Raw genomic sequence first — 20,322 nt, forward strand, 5'->3', positions numbered from 1 at the left:
CCGAGATGGCAGGTCCATGAGCGATTTGGGCGACTTCTCGAACTACGGGAGCGACACCGACGACTCGTCGGGGTCGGAAACGTCGTCAGGAACCGACGAAGGGCGGACGGACGAAACGAGCGCGACGGAGGCAAACGACGACTTCGACCGCATGGACCTCGACCCCATCGGCGAGGACCGCGGCCTCGGCAGTCTCGCCGTATCGGAGGGCCTCGTAATCGGCGAGGACAGCGACGACACCTGCCTCCGGGCGTACATCACCGCGCCGAACCGCGGCGACGTACGAATCGGGAAGTACCTGCTCGTGCCGTATCCCGACGGCGAGAAGCTCTTCTGTCGCATCACGACGCTGGAGTACGCACAGGAGTTCCACAGCGACGACGCCACCGAGATTCACGCCCGGCGAGCGATGCGCAACGGGACGATAGACGAGACGGACTACAAGTTCATGGCGACGCTCGAACCCATCGCGGTCCTCTTTTCCGACGGCGGCGAGCTAAAGCGGCGGATGACCGACCGCGTGCCGAAACCCGAGACGGTGGTCCGACAGGCGAGCGACAAGCGCGAAATCAAGACGGGGCTGAAGATTCCCGAGGACGGCGTGTTCCTCGGGCACCTCTCCGTCGGGGGCGAGAAGGTTCGAACCGCCGCGGAGCCGCCGACCATCGACTACCGCGTGACGGACGATTACGACTCGGGCGACCCGCTCGTCTTCCGCCACTCGCTCGTTGCGGGCGGCACCGGGTCCGGGAAGACCCACGGCGCGAAGAACATCCTCCGGCAGTACCTCGCCGACGAACGCACGTATCCGATGGAGGACGGCCGCGACGCACGGATGGCCGTCGTGCAGTTCGACCCGCAGGACGAGTACGCCCAGATGCACGACGACAACCCGGACGTGACGGCGAGCGACGAGCGCGCGTGGGAGCGCGAGGGCATCGCCCACGGCGGCCACGACGAAACCGTCGCGTTCGTCCCGAAGGTCGGCGGTTCGACGTACGCCGCGAGCCACCACGACGCCGAGCAAATCGAGTTCACGATACCGTTCTCGATGGTCAGGGACAACCAGTGGCTCGTCGCGGGCGCGAGCCTCAACGACAACCAGTACGGCGCTCTCACGCACCTCCTGAATCGGTTCTTCCGGAGCCACGGCGACGGCGGAACGTATCAGGAGTTCCTCTCCTACCTCGACGACCCGGCGCTCCGCGAGGAGTTGGACGAAACCGGGCGCGTCCACGAGGCGACGTTCGACGCGGTGAAGCGCCGCGCCCGCTCCGTGCCGAGCGGCGTGTTCGACCAGTCGGCGAAGTCCATCACCGAACTCGTTCCCCAGTTCGTCCGGTCCGGCAGGCTCTCGGTCGTGCCGACCTACCACCTGCCGTCGAGTCGGGCGAAGGAGATGGTCGTCCTCGCCGTGTCGAGCCTCCTCATCGACGAGAAGCTCTCGAACGCGCCCGAGTTCCCGACCATCAAGGAGACGCCGCTCCTCGTCGGGATGGACGAGGCGCACAACTTCCTCTCGAACGCCGACAGCGTGCAGGCCCGGAAGGTCATCGGCAAGTTCACCGACGCGGCGAAGCAGGGCCGCAAGGAGCGACTCGGCCTGTTCCTCATCACGCAGGACCCGCAGGACATCGCCGAATCCGTGTTCAAGCAGATAAACACGACCGTCGTCCTCAATCTGGGCGACGAGGACGCCATCAAGAGCGTGAACATCCCGACCAGTCTGGAGAAGAAGGTGCCGTACATGGAGAAGGGTCAGATGGTCGTCTATTCACCGGACAACTCCGAGCCGGTCGAGATCACCGGATTGCCGAAATGTGTCACCCGGCACGGCCGAGACTGAATCGTTTGAGCGCGCGGAGAGACAAAACGCTATGTAACAGGAACGCGTAATATTCGATATGGGAAAGAAAATCCTCGTTCCGTTGGACGGGTCGGAACAGGCGACCGAGGCACTTTCGTACACGTTTTCTGAGTTTCCGGACGCCGATATCACCGTCATCAACGTCATCGACCCCATCGACGTCGGCTACACGTCCACGGTCGGCATGCCCGGCTATTCGGAGGAGTGGTACGAGGAGTCGAAGGAGAACGCCGCCATGCTCTTCGAGGAGGCACAGGAGATGGCCGCCGAACACGGAACCAGCGTCTCGACGGCGACGGAAGTCGGGCAACCCGCCCAGACCATCGTGGAGTTCGGCGAGGAGTTCGACCACATCGTCATGGGAAGCCACGGACGCTCGGGCGTCTCGCGCATCCTGCTCGGGTCCGTCGCCGAAACGGTCGTCAGGCGGTCGCCCGTCCCCGTGACGGTCGTTCGATAATCATTCATAACTGAACCGGAAGGGTCAGAATGTATGGTTTTTATATAATGAATACCATTTGATAACTCGACTACAGCCATGGCCATCCCCGAAATTTTATTTATAGGAGGACTTGTCGTCGGTGCAGCCGTTTCGAGTATCGTGTATCTGGACTGCGCTCGGCGGGAGATACCGGTGAAAGGACGACTCCTTCAGACAGTCGTATTTGGTGCCCTCAGTTTCGTTGGATTCCTCGTCCCGCACGTATTTTCGAGTCAACTGAGATACGTGTATTTTCAGGTCATCAAGCCCCGGCCGGTCGCGGTCTCTCCGTACGAATGGCTCGCGGTGAACCTCGCAACTGGCTTTCTGATCGGTGTAGCGCTTCTGCTCCTCTATTTCACAGGTAGCCGACGCTATCCGTTGACGACGTTCTCGATAGACTGAACCGAGCGATTGACCGTCCTCCGTATTCAGCACACCATTTCCGTCACGCCTAGCGGTTCCAAGAGGGTCGGGATTTTTACAATCGCGGACGATAGCCAACGACACAGCCGCCAGAAACAGCCCCTTCGCAACCGCTGGAATCTTCATTTTCACAGCTACCGGAAACAGCAGGTGACACAACCGCCAGTCGCTAGCACGTCCTCCGGAAAATCGGAGATTTTCCGGGCCGACGAACCCCCAGAGTCTTGCTGAACGAAGTGAAGCAAGGCACGGAAGACCCCCGGTCTTCCGGAGGGGGTGAGGAGTGCTTTTGGTGCAGATTTTTATCGAGGGTCGCGGAGCGACCCTCGCAATAAAAAGGTGCGTCAGAAGAGGTTGGCCTGTTGATACACGCTGATGCCCTCGTTCGTGATGTCGTAGGGTTTGATCTCGCGGGAGTGGTTCGCGTCCCGGATTTTCTGGATTTCGATGGCGAGTCGCGTCTCGCGGAAGTCGTCGGTGCTGCGCACGTAGCGGAGGACGAACACGGCGTCGGTGAGGTATTCGATGATACCGTGGCGGGAAGAGTAGGGGTTCTCGTCGCTGGCTTCGCTCGTGAGCATGGTGGTCACGCCCGCTTCCTTGAGACTTCGAGTGAAGTCGTAAATCTCGTTGCGGCGGGTGGCCTGCCCTTGATACATCATTTCGAGGAGCGACACGGAGTCGAGGACGAGCCGCGACGCGCCGAAGTCGCGGACGAGGCCGGGGAGTTCGCTTCGAATGCTCGACAGCGAGTTGGCCATCTCGATGGGGTCCAAGTCCACGACCGCGAGGCGGTCCTTCTCGACGTACTCGTCGTAGGGCCAGCCCTTCTCGGTCGCGCTGGCGACGATTCGCTCGTGGCTCTCCTCCAGCGTGACGTAGACCGCCTTTTCGCCGTTCGAGAGGGCGTGGTTCAAAAACTGCAGTCCGAACGTGGTTTTCCCGGTCCCCGCGTTGCCGATGGCGACCATCAGGGTTCGTTCGGGGACGCCGCCGTGGATCATGCTGTCGAGGCCGTCGATGCCGATGTCGATGCGCGGGATGGCGGATTCGAACGCCTCGTCGTCGAAGCTACTGCCGCCACCGCCGAAACCGCCAGCGTCGAACCCGCCTTCGCCACCAAATCCGTCGTCGAAACCGCCACCGCCGAATTCGCCGCCGTCGAATCCGTCACCGCCGTCGAAGTCCGGTTCGCTTCCTCCACCGGCACCGGGAGCGCTGGCGAACGCGCTGGCGAAATCGTCCTCGAACAGCGGGTCGTCGCCGGTGTCCGGTGCGTCGTCGGTCGCATTTCCCTCGACCGCGTTTTCATCGGCGTCACTGTCCGCTTCCGTTCCGTCCGCTTTCCTATCGACGGATTCCTTGCTGACGGATTCCTCGTCATCGGATTCCTCGTCGTCGCGCAGTGCGGCCTCGAACCAATCGTCGTCGTCGCTCACGTCAGTCCCTCCGCATCGGCTTCGATTCGGCGTGAACCGCGGACCGATAACCCGGTCGTCCGCGTCCGGTTCCGAGCGACAGTTCTCATCGTCCTGTCACTGGCACCCGTCGTAAATTAATGTTCGTGTCGGCGGCTTTTTGAGCACCGGGAGAGAACGAGGCCGTGATGAACGTCGGTATCGTCGCACAGCGGGGAAACGAGCGGGCCGCGACACTCGCGGGACGGCTCCGAGAAACGCTCAGAGACGATTCCGTGGCGGTGTACATCGACGCCGCGACCGCAGAGCGGTTGGGCGTCGACGGCGTGGACGTGAGCCGGATGGCCGAAAACGATCTGGTCGTCAGCATCGGCGGCGACGGCACCTTCCTCTTTTCGGCGAGCGGTGCGGGCGGGACGCCGATACTCGGCGTCAACCTCGGCGAAGTCGGATTTCTGAACGCGGTCGCGCCGGAAGACGCCGTGGCCGAAGTCGGCGCGGTCGTCGCGGAGTATCTGGAGACGGGCGAGATACCGTCCTGGGAAGTGCCCCGCCTCCGTGCGAACGGGGAGGGCGACTGGTCGGTCCACCCCGCGCTGAACGAAATCGTGATACAGGGCGCACAGCGCGGACACGGACAGGGACTCGACTACGAAGTTCACGTGGACGACGTGGAGTACAACAGCGGCCACGCGGACGGCCTATTGGTTTCGACGCCGACGGGGAGCACCGCGTACAATCTCAGCGAAGGCGGGCCGCTGGTCCACCCCGGCGTGAACGGGTTGATACTCACCGAGATGTGCGCGTCACATCCCATGCCGCCGCTGGTGTTCGAACCGGACCACGAGGTGGTGGTCGAGGTGTCGAACGCGGACGCCGCCGTCGTCGGCAGCGACGGGACGCAAGTACACATCGAACCGCCGGAGACGATTACCGTCTCGCTCGCGTCCGAACCCGCCCGAATCGCCGGGCCGTCGCCGAACTTCTTCGAAGCCCTCGGAAAGTTAGACTGACTGCCGGAAGCGGAAGCCTCTAATTCCGTTGCTCACAAGGGAACGACAATGAAAGGGCAACTCCCAGACGTACAGGCAACGGAACCCGACGTGACCGTCGGGTTGAATCGGGTCGGCGTGACGGGGGTCGAGAAGTTGGTCGAAGTCGCCCGACCTGACAAACGACCCTACGTTCTCACCGCGGAGTTCGACGTGCTCGTCGACCTCCCGAGCTGGCGGAAAGGCGCGGACATGAGCCGAAACATGGAGGTCGTGGACGAAGTGCTCGAAGACGCGGTGAGCGAACCGACCTACCGACTCGAAGACGTGTGCGGCGACGCCGCCGAGCGACTGCTCGAAAAGCACGAGTACACCTCGAAAGCGGAGGTCAGCATGGAGGCGGAGTTCATGGTACGCGACACGACGCCCGAGAGCGAGCGCCCCACGCAGGCCATGGTGGACATCATCGCCAGCGCGACCGCGACCGAGGAGGAGACGACCGAGGAAATCGGCGCGCGCGTCACGGGCATGACGGTCTGTCCCTGCTCGCAGGGTATGATGAGCGGCCGCGCGAAGGAGAAACTCCTCGACCTCGGCGTCGGCGAGCGCGAAGTGAAGGAGTTCCTACGGGAGATTCCGCAGGCGGGCCACTCCCAACGCGGCCACGCGACCCTCACCGTCGAGAGTTCCGGCGCGCCCGAAGTGGACCTCCACGAACTCATCGAGGTCGCCCGCGACTCGATGAGCGCCCGGATTTACAACCTCGCCAAGCGCCCGGACGAGGACCACATGACGTTTCAGGCGCACGCCGACGCGAAGTTCGTCGAGGACTGCGTGCGCGACATGGCCCACGGCGTCGTGGAGACGTTCTCCGACCTGCCCGACGACGCCGTCGTGACGATGAAACAGAGCAACGACGAATCCATCCACCAGCACAACGCCCACGCCGAGCGCGTGGCCGAAGTGGCCACGTTGCGCGAGGAAGTCGCCGAATCGAGCGAGTGACGTAGATTTTCGCCGTTTCTTTCCCGAGGTATCCTTCTTTTCGGCGACAACGTGTAGCGTTTTGGAGGCACGTGGCTGTTCGGTATCGTGAGCGAACTCGTCCGCCGTGACCGCAACTGCGGGGGACCGTAATTGCAACTTCGGGGGACCGTGACCGCACCGGCACCGCGGACGGACGGCCGGGACCGCACGGCCGTCCGTCCGCTCGGCCCCTGACCTCCCCGGTGCTCGGACGCCATCGCCGTATGGCTCGGGCGTCCTCACCGCGCATCCCGAAGGCGGCCGTGAAAACGGCGTTTCGCCCTCGGTTCGGTCGCTTTCGCTCGGTAGTCGTGGTCCCGACGTTCACCACGATGTCGCTACCGGATTCGGACGCCGCCGACGTACAGGCCGTTGCAGAGGACGAACACGCCGATAGCGCCGTAGATGACGCCCGAAGTGGGAACCGTATGCGGGTCGATGGCCCAATCGATGATTTCGACCGCGATGAACGCGAGGAAGAGACCGAAGAGGTGCCGACCGAGGGACCGCCGGAGGACGAGGAGTGGGCCGAACGAACGGGAGGAAGGGGACGCGGGTGTATCGGGTGACATTGTATACTGGAGGATGTGACAGTACCAAATACGTTGTGCATCAGTACGAGAGTTCGAGAGTCGCTCGAACGCCACGAGAACAGCGGGAAGGAGGCCCGCGGCGGTCTTTCGTTCAGCACCGGGCGTGGAATCTTCGCGTGAGCGACCCGTCCGAAAAACGAACCTCCCGGATTGCGGGGTCGTAAGACGTATTCCATGCGACAACGAATCCGTCTTTTATGATAGGTATCGTCGGCGGGGGAATCGCCGGATTGGCCGCCGCCTACCGCCTCCAACAGCACGGCTACGACGTGCAAGTATTCGAAGCGAGCGACGACCTCGGGGGACTCGCCGCGACCTACGAGACGAACGGGGACCGCATCGAGAAGTTCTATCACCACCTCTCCGCGTCCGAGCAGACCATCATCGACCTCATCGAGGAACTCGGACTGGACGACGATTTGGACTGGCCCATCGGCAAGAACGCCTACTACATGGACGGCGTGGTCCATCCCCTCGACAAGCCGTGGGAGATTCTCGCCTACCCGCACATGAGCTTCTACGACAAGTTCCGCCTCGGCATGCTCACGCAGGAAATCGACGTTCGCGGCGGGATTCCGAAGTTCGACAGCTACGAGCGACTGGAGGACTACGAGGACGTTCCCATCAAGGACTTCCTGGTGGAACACACCTCGCGGGGCGTCTACGAGAACTTCTTCGGCCCGCTGCTGGACGCGAAGTTTGGGAGCAAAAAGGAGAAGGTGAGCGCCGCGTGGCTGCTCGGCCGCATCAAATTCCGCGGCGAGCGCGACCTGCTCCGCGGCGAACCGCTCGGCTACCTCCGCGGCGGCTTCGGACGGCTCATCGACGCGCTCGTCGAAGAAGTCGGACGAGAGAACATCACGACCGGCGTGTACGTCACCGACCTCGATGCCGAGGACGGGCACGTCACCTCCCTGACGACGGAAGCGACCGAAAGCGCCGAGGTCGCGGCCGCCGACGGCGGCACCGCAACCGAAACGCACGACGTGGAGAGCGTCGTCGTCGCCGCGATGCCGAACGTCCTCGAAGACTTAACCGGCTACGAGTGCGACATCGACTTCCAAGGCGCGGTCTGTGCGCTCGTGACGATGGACGAACCGCTGACCGACACCTACTGGCTCAACATCGGCCACGACGCGCCGTTCGGCGCGCTCATCGAACACACCAACTACATCCCGCCGGAGCAGTACGGCGGCGACCACCTGCTCTACGTCGCCAGCTACATTCAGGACTACGAGGAGGAGTTGTGGCAACTGGACGACGACGAGGTTGAGGAACTGTGGTTGAGTCACATCGAGGAGATGTTCCCCGAGTGGGACCGCTCGTCGGTGACGAACTTCCGCCTCGCGCGCAACCCGCGCGCAGCGCCGGTGTACGAGCGCGGCTACCTCGATATGGTCGTCCCCTACGACCTCGGCGACGACATTGCGGACGGCATCTACTACGCCGGAATGGCGAGCAAGGCCCAGTATCCCGAGCGCAGTCTGAACGGCGGCATCGTCGCTGGCTACGAGTGTGCCGACCGAATTTCCGGGAAGAAAGTGGTCGTCAGTCCGGACGACGAGTAGTACCGGTAATAACCTCCCGGAATACGCTACGGGTAGGGTCTTGCCAGTTCGTCGCCGGTAGTCTGCATGGTGGGGACAGCGCAGCTGGCGGTCGTGGGTATCGGCGCGGTGGCGAGCTTCTTCATGGCGTGGACGGTCGGGGCCGGATGGACACCGTACGCACCGGGCGTCGGCGCTCGAACCACGACGGTCATGCGGGCGGCGTTCTTCACCGGTCTGTTCGGGATACTGGGAGCGATTTTACAGGGCGCGAACGTTACGGAAGCGATTTCCGCCGGACTCATTAACGGCGTGGCACTCACCCCGATTGCGGCCGTCATCGCGCTCCTCGTCGCCGCCGGACTCGTCGCCGTCGGGATATTCACGGGGTACCCACTGGCGACGGCGTTCACGGCGACGGGCGCGGTCATCGGCGTCGGTCTGGCCCTCGGTGGGACGCCAGCCTACGCGAAATATCAGCAAATACTGCTGCTGTGGGTCCTGACACCGTTGTTCTGTGGCGGCATCGCGTATCTCCTCGCTCGGTTGATTCGCCGCGACGACGTGCCCGACGAGTATTCGATTCCCCTGTTCGGGGCCATCGTGGGACTCGTCCTCGCGAACTCGCCGTTCACCGTCCTCGCTCCGGAGTCGGGCGGCGCGTCGATTGCGGCGGTAGCCGCGAAGCGTTTACCGCTCCCGGAGTTCACCGGCGTCGCCGTGGCGACCCTGTTCGTCGCGCTCGTCATCGGCGGTCTGCTCCTGGTGGACGTTCGCGCGGACGTACGGGCGGGGCAGCGACACCTCCTGTTCGGCATCGGCGCGCTCGTCTCCTTTTCCGCGGGGGGCAGTCAGGTCGGACTCGCCGTGGGACCGCTCGCGCCGCTGGTGATACCCATCGGACTCTCGCTCGCCGTCGTGTTGTTGTTCGGCGGTCTCGGGGTGATGTTCGGCGCGTGGATGGGTGCGCCGCGGATGATAAAAGCCCTCGCGCGGGACTTCTCCTCGCTCGGACCACGGCGGGCCACCGCCGCGCTCATCCCAGCGTTCGCCATCGCACAGACTGCGGTCCTGTTCGGCATCCCCGTCTCGTTCAACGAAATCGTCGTCAGCGCCATCATCGGCAGCGGCTACGCCGCAGGAGGCGGACGCATCAGCAAGCGAAAGATGTCCTACACCGTCTTCGGATGGCTCGTCTCGTTGCTCCTCTCGTTCGCGCTCGCCTACGGGGCGGTCCTCGGGGTCGGAATGCTATAGTCCGACGTATCGAGGCTAACGATTCGCGGAGGAGCGTTATCTCAACCTTGAACCGGCAAGAACCCGTCGGAAACGTAGATAGCCGTCGCTGACATACCTCGACGTATGGAGGAGAGTATTGCTGGCTTCAAGGAGACGGGGGACTGGGTGGCCATCGTCGAACACGGCGAGCGAATCACGAAAGCGCTCGACGAGGAGGGAATCGAGGGTCACGACTTCGACGAGTGGAACGAGTGGCGGCCGAAAGCGGGCGAGCGACTCAGGGAGGACGTGAACGAGAAGACGGCGAAGCAGGCGAGTGCGGCGCGTGGCGAGGGGGAGAAGGCGGGGAAGTCGTCCACGGAAGACGCGGAAACGGCGCGCGAAGAACTCGAAGACACGGTGTCCGAACTCGCGGAGGGCGACATCGACGATGCGTTGAAAGAAGGGAAAGGCACCATCGAGTACGCGACTCGGGCGGCCGACACGGCGGGACGGAAGGCGCTTCGAACCGTCGAGGAGACGGTGTACAAACACGTCATGACGCAGGTGTCGCCAGCCTACTTCGACAACGAACTGGTGAGCGCGAACGTCGAACGCGGCCGGGGCGAAAACCGATACACCTTCGAGGTGAACGTCAACGACGACGACCTCAAGGCCCGCGTCAGCGACCGGCTGAAGCGGTACGACGAGGAGATAGACCGCTGGCGCGGCGAAACCGAAAAGGAAACCGAGTCCGTCGAGGCCGCGGAGGGAATCGACCCGGTAGAGTGACGGAGTTTGGTTCGTCGGTCGGGGCTCGGAACTCGACGCTACTTCTATTGATGGCCGGAGCGTGGATGAGCTATCATGTTCGACCGAATCCTCGTTCCCATCGACGGCAGCACGGCGGCGAAAAACGCGATTCCGTACGCACTCGATGTCGCGGAGACGTACGACGCCGCGCTCTACACGCTTTCCGTCGTGGGTGCGAGCGGCGGCGAGGATGGGGAAAAACGCACGTCGATGTACGAGAAGTTCGGCCCGGAGTCGAAGCGGCAGGTAGAGGAGCTGCTCGACCGGGCGCGTGAGAAGGGAATCAGAACGGCGGCGGGGTCCATCGCCGAAGGAAAACCGCACCGCGCGATTTTACGGTACGCGGACGAGCAGGACATCGACCTCATCGTGATGGGAACGCACGGACGAGGCGGCATTCGCTATCCGCTTCGTCGGAGCGTCACGGAGAAGGTCCTCAGGCGGGCGGACGTTCCTGTGTTGACGATTCGCTTGGGGGAAGCGGAGGAGTAGGTGGACGGATTCAGGCTTCGCCTTCGTCCACGCCGACCGCATCCGAGATGTCCACGTTCTCGGGGTCGTCCTGGCCGCCGACTCGGATTTCACCGTCGTCGCCTTGGACGTACACGTCGTCGGCGAAGCCGCCTTCCGCGAACGGGTGTTCCGGGTCGTCCAGTTTTTCGGGCGTGGACGGCGCGTCGGGCATCTCGTCGGGGGCGAACTCGCCCAGCGGGTCGGCGATGGTGATGTCGTGCTCGGCGAAGAACGTCTCGTAGCGCTCGTAGTGTTCTTCGAGTTCGTCGCTCGGGAACTCCATCATCTCCGTCCAGCCGTGGTTGTAGAAGTCGAAGTTCGACTGGATGTGTGTGATTTCGCGGGCTTCCGCCTCCGGCGCACCGGCCTGTAGGGCCGCGAGGTACGAATCCATCGTCGCGTCGAAGAAGGCGTCGAGTCGTTCCTTGCGTTCCTCTCGACGTCCCTCCTCGGCTTTTTTGAGGAAAATACCCGTGTGCATGTCCACCAGTTTCGACTTCACCACGTCGCTGACGACGGGCAGTTCGAGAGCTTTTCTCGACGCGAAGTGGCGCGCGTTCTGACGGATTTTCATACCCGTGTTTGGGACGCGACGGTCTTCAACGTCCCGACTCAGGCGTGTGTTGGCGTTTGACAGCGATATCGAGATAGCAATCCACTTTAACCCCGACGAAGAACGTCCCAAACATGAGCGAATCGTACGTGATCATCGGGGATGGCATCGCGGGCAGTTCCGCGGCCGAAACCATCCGCGAGGAAAAACCCGACGCCGACATCGCCGTCATCACAGATGAGGGCGAAGCACTGTACAATCGTATTCTCATCAAGGAATTCGCCAAAGGCAAACTCCCCGAAGCGCCCATCTCCATTCACGAACCGGAATGGTACGACGAGCGCGACATCGACCTCGAACTGAACACGTTCGTCACCGACATCGACCCGGACGCACACGAGGTCCACACCCACGCGAGCGGGATCTACACCTACGACAAACTCCTCGTCGCCACGGGCGGGACGCCGACCCAGCTTCCGGTTGACAACAGCGACGCCGACGGAATCCACCACTTCTGGACGTTTCAGGACGCCCGACGCATCGCCGAACACGCGGAAGCGTCGGACACCGGGACCGTCATCGGTGCGGGTCTTCTCGGCATCGACCTCGCCGCCATCTGTGCCGCACAGGACGTCGAAGCCAAGTACATCATGCGCGGCAACCGCTGGTGGCGCTACGGCCTGAGCCTCGACGGTGCGGAGATCATTCACGACGCGCTCGAAGAGAAGGGCGTCGAACCCGTCCTCGAAAGCGGCGTCAACGGCTTCAAGACGGACGACGACGGCAACGTCGTCGCCACCATCGACGCGGACGACAACGAGTACGAGAGCGATTTCGTCGGCATCGCAATCGGCCTCAACTTCAACACGGAGTATCTGCAGGGCAGCGGCGTCGAGACGGACAACGGCGTCGTCGTGGACCAGTACATGCAGACGAACGTGGACGACATCTACGCCGCGGGTGACATCACGCGCTTCTACGACGTGATCTTGGACGAGTACGCCCAGAACGGGTCGTGGGGCAGCGCGAAACAGCAGGGCGTCATCGCCGCGAAGAACATGGTCGCGGACGACGAGGAAGAGGAGTTCCGCTGGGTTTCGTCGTACTCCATCACTCACTTCGACTTCCCGTTCCTCTCCTTCGGCTTCCCGACGATGGGCGACGACGAGTGCGAGGAGAAGTACAGCGAGACCGAATGGCGTCGCCTCTCGTTCAAGGACGGAAAACTCATCGGCGGCGTCCTCATCGGCGATATCGCCCCGCAGGGCAAGTACAAGGACCTCATCCGCAACGAGGTCGAGTGTGCCGACCAGAAGGAAATCCTCCTCGAGAAGGATTTCGACCCGGACAAACTCGCACCCCAGCAGGAACAGTGAGGCCGTAGTGCGGAGCGGTTCGAGGTTGTATTTTTGTCGTTTGATGTAGATAAAATCAATAGCTGTCACGACGTGAAGATTTAAGTACTACCACGACAGTTGGTATCATTGGCCATGCTCGGTCGGGAGAATTCGTGAAACCCAAGATAGCCGTCGAACCGGTGGATTCGATTCCGAACGACGCGCGCGTTCGACACTACGACGAACTCGAATACGACGCGAAAGGGCACTTCCCGAGCGTCGTCGAACGCGGCGAACAACTCATCGACTGGGAGACAGCGGGACAGTTCAGTGACGGCGAATTCGTGAAGTACACCGGTTATTTCCGGGTACTGCTCGCGTAGCGAGAGAACCATCACGTTTTTTCGAGACAATTGCCACAAGGTTTAAGAGGTGCTAAGTCAATTGGTAACATGTATCAATGGCATCGAACAGCACGAGTAGTCTCGGGTCCGCATCGACCGGAGAGACGGCGTTTACCATCACCCGAACCGAAACCGTTCCGGCGGGCGTTCGGGTGTACCACTTCGACGAACTCTCGGAGGCGACTCAACAGGTGTTCGCGGAAATCGACGGCCGCGAGCGAGTCGTGAGGATGGGCGAAGCGGTGGCGAACGAGTTCACGACCGACGCCCTCGTGGTGTTCGACGACTACTACCGAATCGACGTGCCCTGACCGGGCGAACGAGCAACCGAAGCCGTTTTCTCCCGCAGGACGGGATGTAGGGACATGAGCATGAGCGGAAGCGGCGAGATGACGCTGGCGTTCGAGTTGTCCGCGCTCAAAGCGTTGGCGAGTCCCGGAGCGGTGTTCGAAGACGCCCGACGCTGGACGCGGTACGTCGGCGTCATCTCCGACCAACCGACCTACGTGGTGACGAACTTCACCCGGAAGAACCGCATCCGACAGGACTTCTTCTCCGGCCCGAAAGGACGCGCCGAGAGCCTCGACAGCGTGAAATCGCAGTTCGACACCGACCGCCACGTCTTCGTCGGCGTGACCGACGAGGACCGCAAACTCGCCGAGGAGCACGACTGGGAGTTCCTCCACGTCGAGGACGCCGCCGAGGCGGCCGAGTGGGACCTCGCGTCCGACGACGACGGCGAAGGGACGGCGAACGAAGAGGACGTGCGCGACGACTGGCCGTAGCCGGAGAATCGCTACTCGGTCAGCGGTCCGCCCGCAACCGTCGTCTCCCTTCCTCGGTTATCTGATAACAGCACCAGTTCGAGTTCCGAACGAGGTCGCGCTCGACGAGGGAACGACAGCGAGTCGCGGTGACGCAGTTGGACAGCGACAGTCGTCGTTCGATGTCGATTCGAACCTGTATCCCCTCCGCGTCGAGCAGTCGGAGGATTCGTTCGTCGATCGGGCGCAGTCGGTCGGGAACCCCGCTGGCCTGTGCCATAGCAGTCAGTATTTTTTCCGCCATCAAATAGCTCGCTAAGAGGGGTATGTATCGTGGGCTGGAACGGGGGAGGACTATTGAGCACTATCTGTACGGTCGCGGTACGTGTCGGGCGAACGAATCGGCTCCGACGACGACCAATCACGTTCTTTAAACTCGTCAGGGACAAACGGAGCGTATGGCAGAACCGCGCGTACCGGGAGGAGACGGTGCGACGCTCGACCTCCCCTGTGGCGAGTCGGTGGCGACCGGGAAACTCGACATGGGGATGCGCGAGTACGACTGTGACTGTGGCGAATCGCATGCGGTCGTCATGGACGTCCATCCGCCGTCACGGTTCGTCCCCGAGTTCCTCGTGGATATCCTCCGCGAAACCATCGATACGACCGACGAGAACGTCGAATTCGGCACGCTCCACATCATGGGCGTCGTCATGGAGGAGTTCCCCGAGGAGGTCGCAAGCGAGGACGTGGCGGAAAACCCCGACCTCGGCTACGCGATGGTCTGGGTGACCGACTTCGACTCGCGTCGTCTTCACGAGGTCGTCGTCGAACTCATCGTCGAACTGATGGAACACGCCGTCAGCCACGCCGAGGACGACGAGGCGATGAGTCAGTTCGAAGCGGACATGCTGAACTTCGACGTGCCGACCTTCGTCGAACAGTATCGGAAGGAACGCGATTTCTCCGGGCCGCACGACCGACCGGCGTGAGCGGGGACGCTCCGACCGGGGTGGTTGTCTGACTGAAATTTAAGTACCTAATGACCGATATGACGACCATGCCACTTCGGGGGAGTGCGTTCGAACGGATTCGGGACGTCGTGACCGAACACGGGACCGGTGAACCGTTGACGGCGCGGGAAATCCTTTGCCTCCTCGACGAGAGCGACGCCCACGAGGAGTTCGAGAGTACACACGAAATCGCCACCGTCCTCGGGCGACGGGCACAGGCGGGCGACGTGACCGTGATTCGGTCCTCGCCGTATCGATACGAACTCTGAGTGCGACGCGAATCCCGGTTGTACACCAAACTACAAGACCCCGGAACGCCCCCTTCGAGTCGATGCTGGACGAGTTGCTCGGGCGCGCGGAGCTGAAAGAGCGAATCGACGACCTCGAAGACGACAAACATCATCTCGAACGGCAGTTGGAAGCCGAACAGGAACGGCGGGCGGAAGCCGTCACCGAACGCCAGAACGCAGAAGAGCGGGTCAACCGCCTCGAAAACCGCATCGTGGAACTCGAAGATCGAGTGGAGCGACTGCAAAGCGACGAGGAATCGGTCGAGTTCCGCGGCACCGAAACGCTTCACGGAGAACGGGTGGACGACGTGTTGGCCCGACTCGACAGCTTCGAGACGGAACCGGAAGGGGCGTTGACCGCGATGGTGGACGACGACCTTCCCGAAGCGGTGGCCGAGGCGTTCGGGGACCACGGGTCGCTCGTCGCTCGCGCCGCCCCGTGTCTGGCCGTGACCGACGACGCGGGACTCGTCAGCGCGGCGCTCGTCACGCCGAATCCTCCGGAACCGTTCGTCTCGTGGAGCGACGACTTCGCGTTCGAGTCGTCGTGGTTCCGGCCGGAGGGTCGGTTCGCGTTCGCGCTCGTCCGCTCCGACCTGTTCGCCATCGCCGAGTACGACGGCCGGGACCGCCTGTCGGTCGCGGGATTCGAAAGCGACGTGAAGGGGGACCACTCGAAAGGCGGGTTCTCACAGGCTCGGTTCGAGCGGATTCGAGACGAACAGATTGCCGACCATCTGGAGCGCTGTCGGGAGGAGATAGACGCCCGCGACGCGGAGCGTCTGTACGTCGTCGGCCAGCGAACGCTCCTCTCGGAGTTCCGCGACGATGCCGAGGCGACCAAACCGGTGGACGCGACCGGCAAACCGAAGGAGGCACTCGACGACGCTTTCTACGAGTTCTGGACGACGCGGCTGTTTCGAGTGTGACTCCTCTCAGTCCAGCTTCGCGTGGAACAGCAGGCGGCCGCATTCGGGACACATGCCCGTTTCGACCTCCTTTCGCTCGTTCATGCCGAGCGAGCCGAGAAGTCCCTCTCGACGTTCGCTCGTTTTCACGTACGGTTTCCACGCGTCGTTCATGCCGAACTTGACCGGTTCGAGCGAGACGTCGCAGTCGGGACAGCGGTCACGACTCATCATACGAGAACCATTTTCACGAGAAACCGTGGGTGTTCCGCTTTCCCCGACTCACACCGACTCACCGACGTTCTATCGTCGCTCCGCCCCCGACGGCGGTCGGATAGGCGCGCGCCTCCACGTCGGCGTCGGAGAACGCGTCCAACATCGCGCTCGCGACCGCGCTCTGCCCGTCGTCGTGACAGACGGCGAGGACGCTCGGTCCGGCCCCGCTGACCGCGACGCCCGTCGCACCGGCGTCGAGCGCGGCGGTTCGCACCGCGTCGAAGCCGTCGATGAGCGACGCCCGCGACCCGGTGACCGAACCGTCTTCGAGACCCGTTCCGACGAGCTCCGGGTTGTCGCGGAACATCCCCGCGGTGAGCGTCGCGGCGTTCCCGACGGTATCGACCAGTTCGTCGATGTCCACCGACTGGGGAACGACGCGCCTCGCATCCCGCGTCGAGACGACGATTTCCGGCAGGCAGGCGACAACAGGAATCGACGCCTCGACTTGCGTGATGGCGTCGTCGGTGACCATCGTGAACCCGCCGAGAATCGACGGCGCAACGTTGTCCGCGTGGGCTTCGCCCGAGACGGCGGCCTCGCCCTCCGCCGCGACGCGGACGAGTTCGCGCCGTGTGAGCCCGCAGTCGTAGAGTTCGTTCAGGGCGACGGCCGCGGCGGCCGCGCTGGCGGCGGACGACCCGAGTCCCGACGACGGTCGAACTCCCTTGTTGATCCGAATGTGCGCGGGCGTCCCGAGTTCCTCGGCGACGACGCCCGCCGTGTTCTTCGGCGGTTCAGTCGGGATGTACTGTTCCCCGACGCCCGTCACCTCTATCGTCGTCTCCTCCGCTCGTTCGACCCGAACGATGTCGGCGGGACGTTCCAATGCCAATCCGAACACGTCGAACCCACACCCCAGATTGGCACTCGTAGCCGGTGCCCGCACTGTGACCATGCAAAGGCTATCGAAAGCACGGACAAAAACCTTCGCCTCGGGGCGGAATCGACATCCTCGAAACCCGACAACCGGATGCGATTACTACGTTACCGCGAGAGACGGGTTTAAGCCACCGTGCCACCACCGCACACGCATGCAGGTTGCGATACTGGCGCACGAAAAGTTCCCCGGTCGCGCGAAGACGGCGGTCGGGATTCTACGCTACGCTGACTACGACGTCGCGGCGGTACTCGACCGCGACCGTCCCGGAGAACGCGTCACCGACCACGTACCCGACGTCCAGGACGCACCGATAGTCGCCGGAATGGACGACGTTGGGGACGTGGACGCGCTCGTCATCGGCATCGCACCCATCGGCGGCGGGTTCGACGAGTCGTGGCGACCGGACGTGGAGAGCGCGCTCGAACGCGGCTGTGACGTGATTTCGGGACTGCACTACTTCCTCGAAGACGACGATGAGTTCGCCCGATTGGCCGAGGCGAACGACTGCGATATTTGGGACGTTCGAAAGCCCCGCGACGACCTCACCGTCAGCCAAGGCGTGGCCGACGAGGTGGACGCGGAAGTCGTCCTCACCGTCGGAACGGACTGCTCGGTCGGGAAGATGACCGCCACGCTCGAACTCGTGCAGGCGGCCCGCGACCGCGGCGAGAGCGTCGGGTTCATCCCGACCGGACAAACGGGAATCATGATAGACGGATGGGGCAACCCTATCGACCGCGTGGTGAGCGACTTCACCGCGGGGGCCGTCGAGGAGATGATTTTGGAGCGCGGCGACGAGTACGACTACCTGTTCGTGGAAGGACAGGGAAGCATCGTCCACCCGGCCTACTCGGCCGTGACGTGCGGGATTCTTCACGGATCCATGCCGGACAAACTCGTCCTCTGTCACGAGGCCGGAAAGGAGGTCATCCACGGCTACGAGTCCGTCTCCCTGCCGCCGATTTCGGAGTACGTCTCGCTCTACGAGGGCCTCGCCCACCCGGTACACGAGACCGAAATCGTCGCCGGAGCCATCAACACGTCCGGTATCGAGGACGACGAGGACGCCCGCGCGGCGGTCGCCGAGTACGAATCCGCGCTCGGAGCGCCCGCAGCGGACCTCGTTCGGTTCGACGCCGAGGCCGTGTTGGAGGCGATTCTGTGAGCCTCACGGCCGAGTTTGAGCGGATTTCGCTCCCGCTCGAACACGCCTTCACCATCTCGCGAGGCACGCAGACGGCCGCGGAAAACGTCGTCGTGAAAATCGAGGATGACGACGGAAACGTCGGCATCGGCGGGGCCGCCCCCTCGGAACACTACGGCGAGACGGCGGCGACGGTCGAAGCCGTCATGCCGGACCTCCTCGCCGTCGTCGAACGGGTGGACGACCCACACGCGCTCGCCCGAATCGAACGGGAGATGCGCGAGACGGTGAACCGCAACCCGGCGGCGCGCTGTGCGGTGAGTATCGCGCTGCACGACCTCGTGGCGAAACGCGCCGGACTGCCGCTGTATCGCTACTGGGGACTCGACGGGCGCGAGACGCTCGAAACGTCGTTCACCATCGGTATCGACCCGACCGACGTAATGCGCGAGAAGACGCGCGAGGCAGTCGCGGCCGGGTACGGAACCTTGAAGGTGAAGGTCGGCACCGACCGCGACGAGGAAATCGTCGGCGCGATTCGGGAGGAAGCGCCCGACGCGACGATTCGCGTGGACGCGAATCAGGCGTGGAGTCCGCGCGAGGCGGTGCGGAAGATCGACGCGCTCGCCGACTTCGGCGTGGAATTCGTCGAACAGCCCGTCCCCGCCGAGAATCCGGACGGAATGGCCTTCGTCCGCGAACGCGCCGCCCTCCCCATCGCGGCCGACGAGTCCTGCATCACGCTGGAGGACATCCCGAGAATTGCGGGCAAGGCCGACATCGCCAACCTGAAACTGATGAAGTGCGGCGGCCTCCGCGAGGCGATGCGGATGATTCACGCCGCGAACGCCCACGGCTTGGAACTCATGCTCGGGTGCATGGTCGAGAGCAACGCCAGCATCGCGGCGGCGTGTCACCTCGTTCCCCTGCTCGACTACGCGGATTTGGACGGGTCGCTCCTGCTCGCCGAGGACGAGTACGAGGGCGTCCCGATGCCGAACGGCGTCATCGACCTCGAAACGGGACGCGCGGGCACCGGCGTTCGAAAATCGTAGGTCGTCAGCGCTCCAGCGTTCCGACCCGCTCCGCCCGAAAGCCGACCATCTCGTCGTAGCCGTCGGTGGACATCAGGACGGGATAAAAGGGACGGTCGGCGCGGAGTTCGTTTCCTGGGCTCCCCGTGTCGCCCGTTCCTCTCTTTCTGGCGAACACCTCGCCCTCCTCGACGCGGACGAAGTTCTCGCCGACGAACTCGTAATCGGCCCCTTCAACGGCGTCGAAGATGCGATACAGTTCGGGGTCCCCGCTTTCCGAGAGCGCGTCGACCGCCCCGGTTTCGCCGAGGAAGTTCCGCAGGACCCGCTCGGCGTTTCGCTCGGCGCGCTCCGTCCCCCGAAGGCCGCACTCGACCGCCACGCCGTCCACGTGGTCGATGAGACCACCGGCGACGTAGCTGATATCGACGACGCGCGCGACGCCCGTCGCCCGCGCCAACCGTTTCGTCCGGTCGTTTATCCGCGAGAGGAGCGCGAACGCCTCCGGATGTGACCTCGTGGAGTGCAGGTCGAGAACGCCGCAGTCCCGAATCTCGGGCAGGAGTTCCGCAGCGAGTCGGGACTCGTGGGTGTCCCCCTCGGGGTCGCCGGGAAACGCGCGATTCAGGTCCTCGTCGATGAACCTGACGCCCTCCGCGATGGCCGCCTCGTTGGCGAGGACGAACCGAACCGGCCGAGAGAAGGCGGGCTTCTCCGCCAGCACGCGCTCGATTGCTGTTTTGCCACAGCGCTCGTTCCCGTGCAGGCAGGCGACGACGGCGAGGTCCGGCGTTCCATCGCCGAGGGTCTGGACGCGCATCG

Annotated in this window: 25 protein-coding genes; 18 read left to right on the forward strand and 7 right to left on the reverse strand. The window is 63.4% G+C overall.

Annotated elements, in window-relative coordinates; translation table 11 throughout:
• The first annotated feature begins 16 nt into the window (after positions 1–16).
• From B208_RS0107885 to B208_RS0107895, 3 genes are all read left to right on the forward strand, one after another.
• Positions 17–1,846 carry an ATP-binding protein gene (locus B208_RS0107885; RefSeq protein ID WP_007977032.1) on the forward strand — a complete coding sequence of 610 codons (1,830 nt, stop codon included), beginning with the start codon at positions 17–19 and terminating at the stop codon, positions 1,844–1,846.
• 58 nt (positions 1,847–1,904) lie between these two features.
• Positions 1,905–2,327: a universal stress protein gene (locus tag B208_RS0107890; RefSeq protein ID WP_007977030.1), complete on the forward strand. Its 423-nt coding sequence runs from the start codon at positions 1,905–1,907 to the stop codon at positions 2,325–2,327.
• Between the two features lie 78 nt (positions 2,328–2,405).
• Positions 2,406–2,753 (forward strand): hypothetical protein, encoded by a 348-nt coding sequence (locus tag B208_RS0107895; RefSeq protein ID WP_007977028.1) that lies wholly within the window; start codon positions 2,406–2,408, stop codon positions 2,751–2,753.
• A 365-nt stretch (positions 2,754–3,118) separates the two neighbouring features.
• Here B208_RS0107895 and B208_RS0107900 read toward each other — a convergent pair whose 3' ends face one another.
• Positions 3,119–4,213, reverse strand: a complete 1,095-nt coding sequence (locus B208_RS0107900) for a KaiC domain-containing protein (RefSeq protein WP_007977025.1) — start codon at positions 4,211–4,213, stop codon at positions 3,119–3,121.
• A 167-nt stretch (positions 4,214–4,380) separates the two neighbouring features.
• Between B208_RS0107900 and B208_RS0107905 the strand changes: the two genes are divergently transcribed.
• Both B208_RS0107905 and mptA read left to right on the forward strand, forming a co-directional pair.
• On the forward strand, positions 4,381–5,205 hold the full coding sequence (locus tag B208_RS0107905; protein WP_007977023.1) for an NAD(+)/NADH kinase: 825 nt from the start codon (positions 4,381–4,383) through the stop codon (positions 5,203–5,205).
• A gap of 48 nt (positions 5,206–5,253) precedes the next feature.
• Positions 5,254–6,189: a GTP cyclohydrolase MptA gene (mptA, locus tag B208_RS0107910; RefSeq protein WP_007977022.1), complete on the forward strand. Its 936-nt coding sequence runs from the start codon at positions 5,254–5,256 to the stop codon at positions 6,187–6,189.
• A gap of 359 nt (positions 6,190–6,548) precedes the next feature.
• On the opposite strand, the gene B208_RS0107915 is transcribed toward mptA, so the two are convergent.
• Positions 6,549–6,782, reverse strand: a complete 234-nt coding sequence (locus B208_RS0107915; RefSeq protein ID WP_007977019.1) for a hypothetical protein — start codon at positions 6,780–6,782, stop codon at positions 6,549–6,551.
• 218 nt (positions 6,783–7,000) lie between these two features.
• On the opposite strand from B208_RS0107915, the gene B208_RS0107920 reads away from it, so the two are divergent.
• The 4 genes from B208_RS0107920 to B208_RS0107935 all read left to right on the forward strand — a co-directional run bounded on the left by B208_RS0107920 (position 7,001) and on the right by B208_RS0107935 (position 10,873).
• Positions 7,001–8,371: an NAD(P)/FAD-dependent oxidoreductase gene (locus B208_RS0107920; RefSeq protein ID WP_007977017.1), complete on the forward strand. Its 1,371-nt coding sequence runs from the start codon at positions 7,001–7,003 to the stop codon at positions 8,369–8,371.
• Positions 8,372–8,437: 66 nt separating this feature from the next.
• The gene (locus tag B208_RS0107925; RefSeq protein WP_007977015.1) at positions 8,438–9,607 is read left to right on the forward strand and encodes an inorganic phosphate transporter; all 1,170 of its coding nucleotides are present in this window, start codon (positions 8,438–8,440) and stop codon (positions 9,605–9,607) included.
• 105 nt (positions 9,608–9,712) lie between these two features.
• Complete coding sequence (locus tag B208_RS0107930; RefSeq protein WP_007977013.1) at positions 9,713–10,360, forward strand: DUF5828 family protein; 648 nt, start codon at positions 9,713–9,715, stop codon at positions 10,358–10,360.
• Positions 10,361–10,435: 75 nt separating this feature from the next.
• A complete protein-coding gene (locus B208_RS0107935) occupies positions 10,436–10,873 on the forward strand; it encodes a universal stress protein (RefSeq protein ID WP_007977011.1) in 438 nt (145 codons plus the stop codon).
• A 10-nt stretch (positions 10,874–10,883) separates the two neighbouring features.
• Here the strand turns inward: B208_RS0107935 and B208_RS0107940 are convergent, their stop codons facing one another.
• The gene (locus B208_RS0107940; protein WP_007977009.1) at positions 10,884–11,468 is read right to left on the reverse strand and encodes a DUF6149 family protein; all 585 of its coding nucleotides are present in this window, start codon (positions 11,466–11,468) and stop codon (positions 10,884–10,886) included.
• A gap of 113 nt (positions 11,469–11,581) precedes the next feature.
• Here B208_RS0107940 and B208_RS0107945 point away from each other — a divergent pair, with 113 nt between their 5' ends.
• The 4 genes from B208_RS0107945 (at position 11,582) to B208_RS0107960 (ending at position 13,973) form a co-directional block, all read left to right on the forward strand.
• Positions 11,582–12,823: an NAD(P)/FAD-dependent oxidoreductase gene (locus B208_RS0107945; protein ID WP_007977007.1), complete on the forward strand. Its 1,242-nt coding sequence runs from the start codon at positions 11,582–11,584 to the stop codon at positions 12,821–12,823.
• A 134-nt stretch (positions 12,824–12,957) separates the two neighbouring features.
• Positions 12,958–13,167 (forward strand): hypothetical protein, encoded by a 210-nt coding sequence (locus B208_RS0107950; protein ID WP_007977006.1) that lies wholly within the window; start codon positions 12,958–12,960, stop codon positions 13,165–13,167.
• A 77-nt stretch (positions 13,168–13,244) separates the two neighbouring features.
• Positions 13,245–13,499 (forward strand): hypothetical protein, encoded by a 255-nt coding sequence (locus B208_RS0107955; protein ID WP_007977003.1) that lies wholly within the window; start codon positions 13,245–13,247, stop codon positions 13,497–13,499.
• Positions 13,500–13,559: 60 nt separating this feature from the next.
• On the forward strand, positions 13,560–13,973 hold the full coding sequence (locus tag B208_RS0107960; protein ID WP_026177778.1) for a DUF7124 domain-containing protein: 414 nt from the start codon (positions 13,560–13,562) through the stop codon (positions 13,971–13,973).
• A 19-nt stretch (positions 13,974–13,992) separates the two neighbouring features.
• Here the strand turns inward: B208_RS0107960 and B208_RS0107965 are convergent, their stop codons facing one another.
• On the reverse strand, positions 13,993–14,232 hold the full coding sequence (locus tag B208_RS0107965) for a hypothetical protein (RefSeq protein ID WP_232423750.1): 240 nt from the start codon (positions 14,230–14,232) through the stop codon (positions 13,993–13,995).
• A 178-nt stretch (positions 14,233–14,410) separates the two neighbouring features.
• Here B208_RS0107965 and B208_RS0107970 point away from each other — a divergent pair, with 178 nt between their 5' ends.
• The 3 genes from B208_RS0107970 (at position 14,411) to B208_RS0107980 (ending at position 16,184) form a co-directional block, all read left to right on the forward strand.
• Positions 14,411–14,944, forward strand: a complete 534-nt coding sequence (locus tag B208_RS0107970; RefSeq protein ID WP_007976997.1) for a DUF5815 family protein — start codon at positions 14,411–14,413, stop codon at positions 14,942–14,944.
• A gap of 59 nt (positions 14,945–15,003) precedes the next feature.
• A complete protein-coding gene (locus tag B208_RS0107975; RefSeq protein ID WP_007976996.1) occupies positions 15,004–15,234 on the forward strand; it encodes a hypothetical protein in 231 nt (76 codons plus the stop codon).
• A 62-nt stretch (positions 15,235–15,296) separates the two neighbouring features.
• The gene (locus B208_RS0107980) at positions 15,297–16,184 is read left to right on the forward strand and encodes a Vms1/Ankzf1 family peptidyl-tRNA hydrolase (RefSeq protein WP_007976995.1); all 888 of its coding nucleotides are present in this window, start codon (positions 15,297–15,299) and stop codon (positions 16,182–16,184) included.
• 6 nt (positions 16,185–16,190) lie between these two features.
• Here B208_RS0107980 and B208_RS0107985 read toward each other — a convergent pair whose 3' ends face one another.
• A complete protein-coding gene (locus B208_RS0107985; protein WP_007976994.1) occupies positions 16,191–16,397 on the reverse strand; it encodes a hypothetical protein in 207 nt (68 codons plus the stop codon).
• Between the two features lie 58 nt (positions 16,398–16,455).
• On the reverse strand, positions 16,456–17,337 hold the full coding sequence (locus B208_RS0107990; protein ID WP_007976993.1) for a homoserine kinase: 882 nt from the start codon (positions 17,335–17,337) through the stop codon (positions 16,456–16,458).
• A 136-nt stretch (positions 17,338–17,473) separates the two neighbouring features.
• On the opposite strand from B208_RS0107990, the gene B208_RS0107995 reads away from it, so the two are divergent.
• Complete coding sequence (locus B208_RS0107995) at positions 17,474–18,487, forward strand: DUF1611 domain-containing protein (protein ID WP_007976992.1); 1,014 nt, start codon at positions 17,474–17,476, stop codon at positions 18,485–18,487.
• Positions 18,484–19,521: a dipeptide epimerase gene (locus B208_RS0108000; protein ID WP_007976991.1), complete on the forward strand. Its 1,038-nt coding sequence runs from the start codon at positions 18,484–18,486 to the stop codon at positions 19,519–19,521. Before B208_RS0107995 ends, B208_RS0108000 begins: the two co-directional genes overlap by 4 nt.
• A 4-nt stretch (positions 19,522–19,525) precedes the next feature.
• Here B208_RS0108000 and B208_RS0108005 read toward each other — a convergent pair whose 3' ends face one another.
• Positions 19,526–20,320, reverse strand: a complete 795-nt coding sequence (locus B208_RS0108005; protein WP_007976990.1) for a M14 family metallopeptidase — start codon at positions 20,318–20,320, stop codon at positions 19,526–19,528.
• Positions 20,321–20,322: the final 2 nt, after the last annotated feature.

The organism is Haladaptatus paucihalophilus DX253 (genome assembly GCF_000376445.1).
GTDB lineage: Archaea > Halobacteriota > Halobacteria > Halobacteriales > Haladaptataceae > Haladaptatus > Haladaptatus paucihalophilus.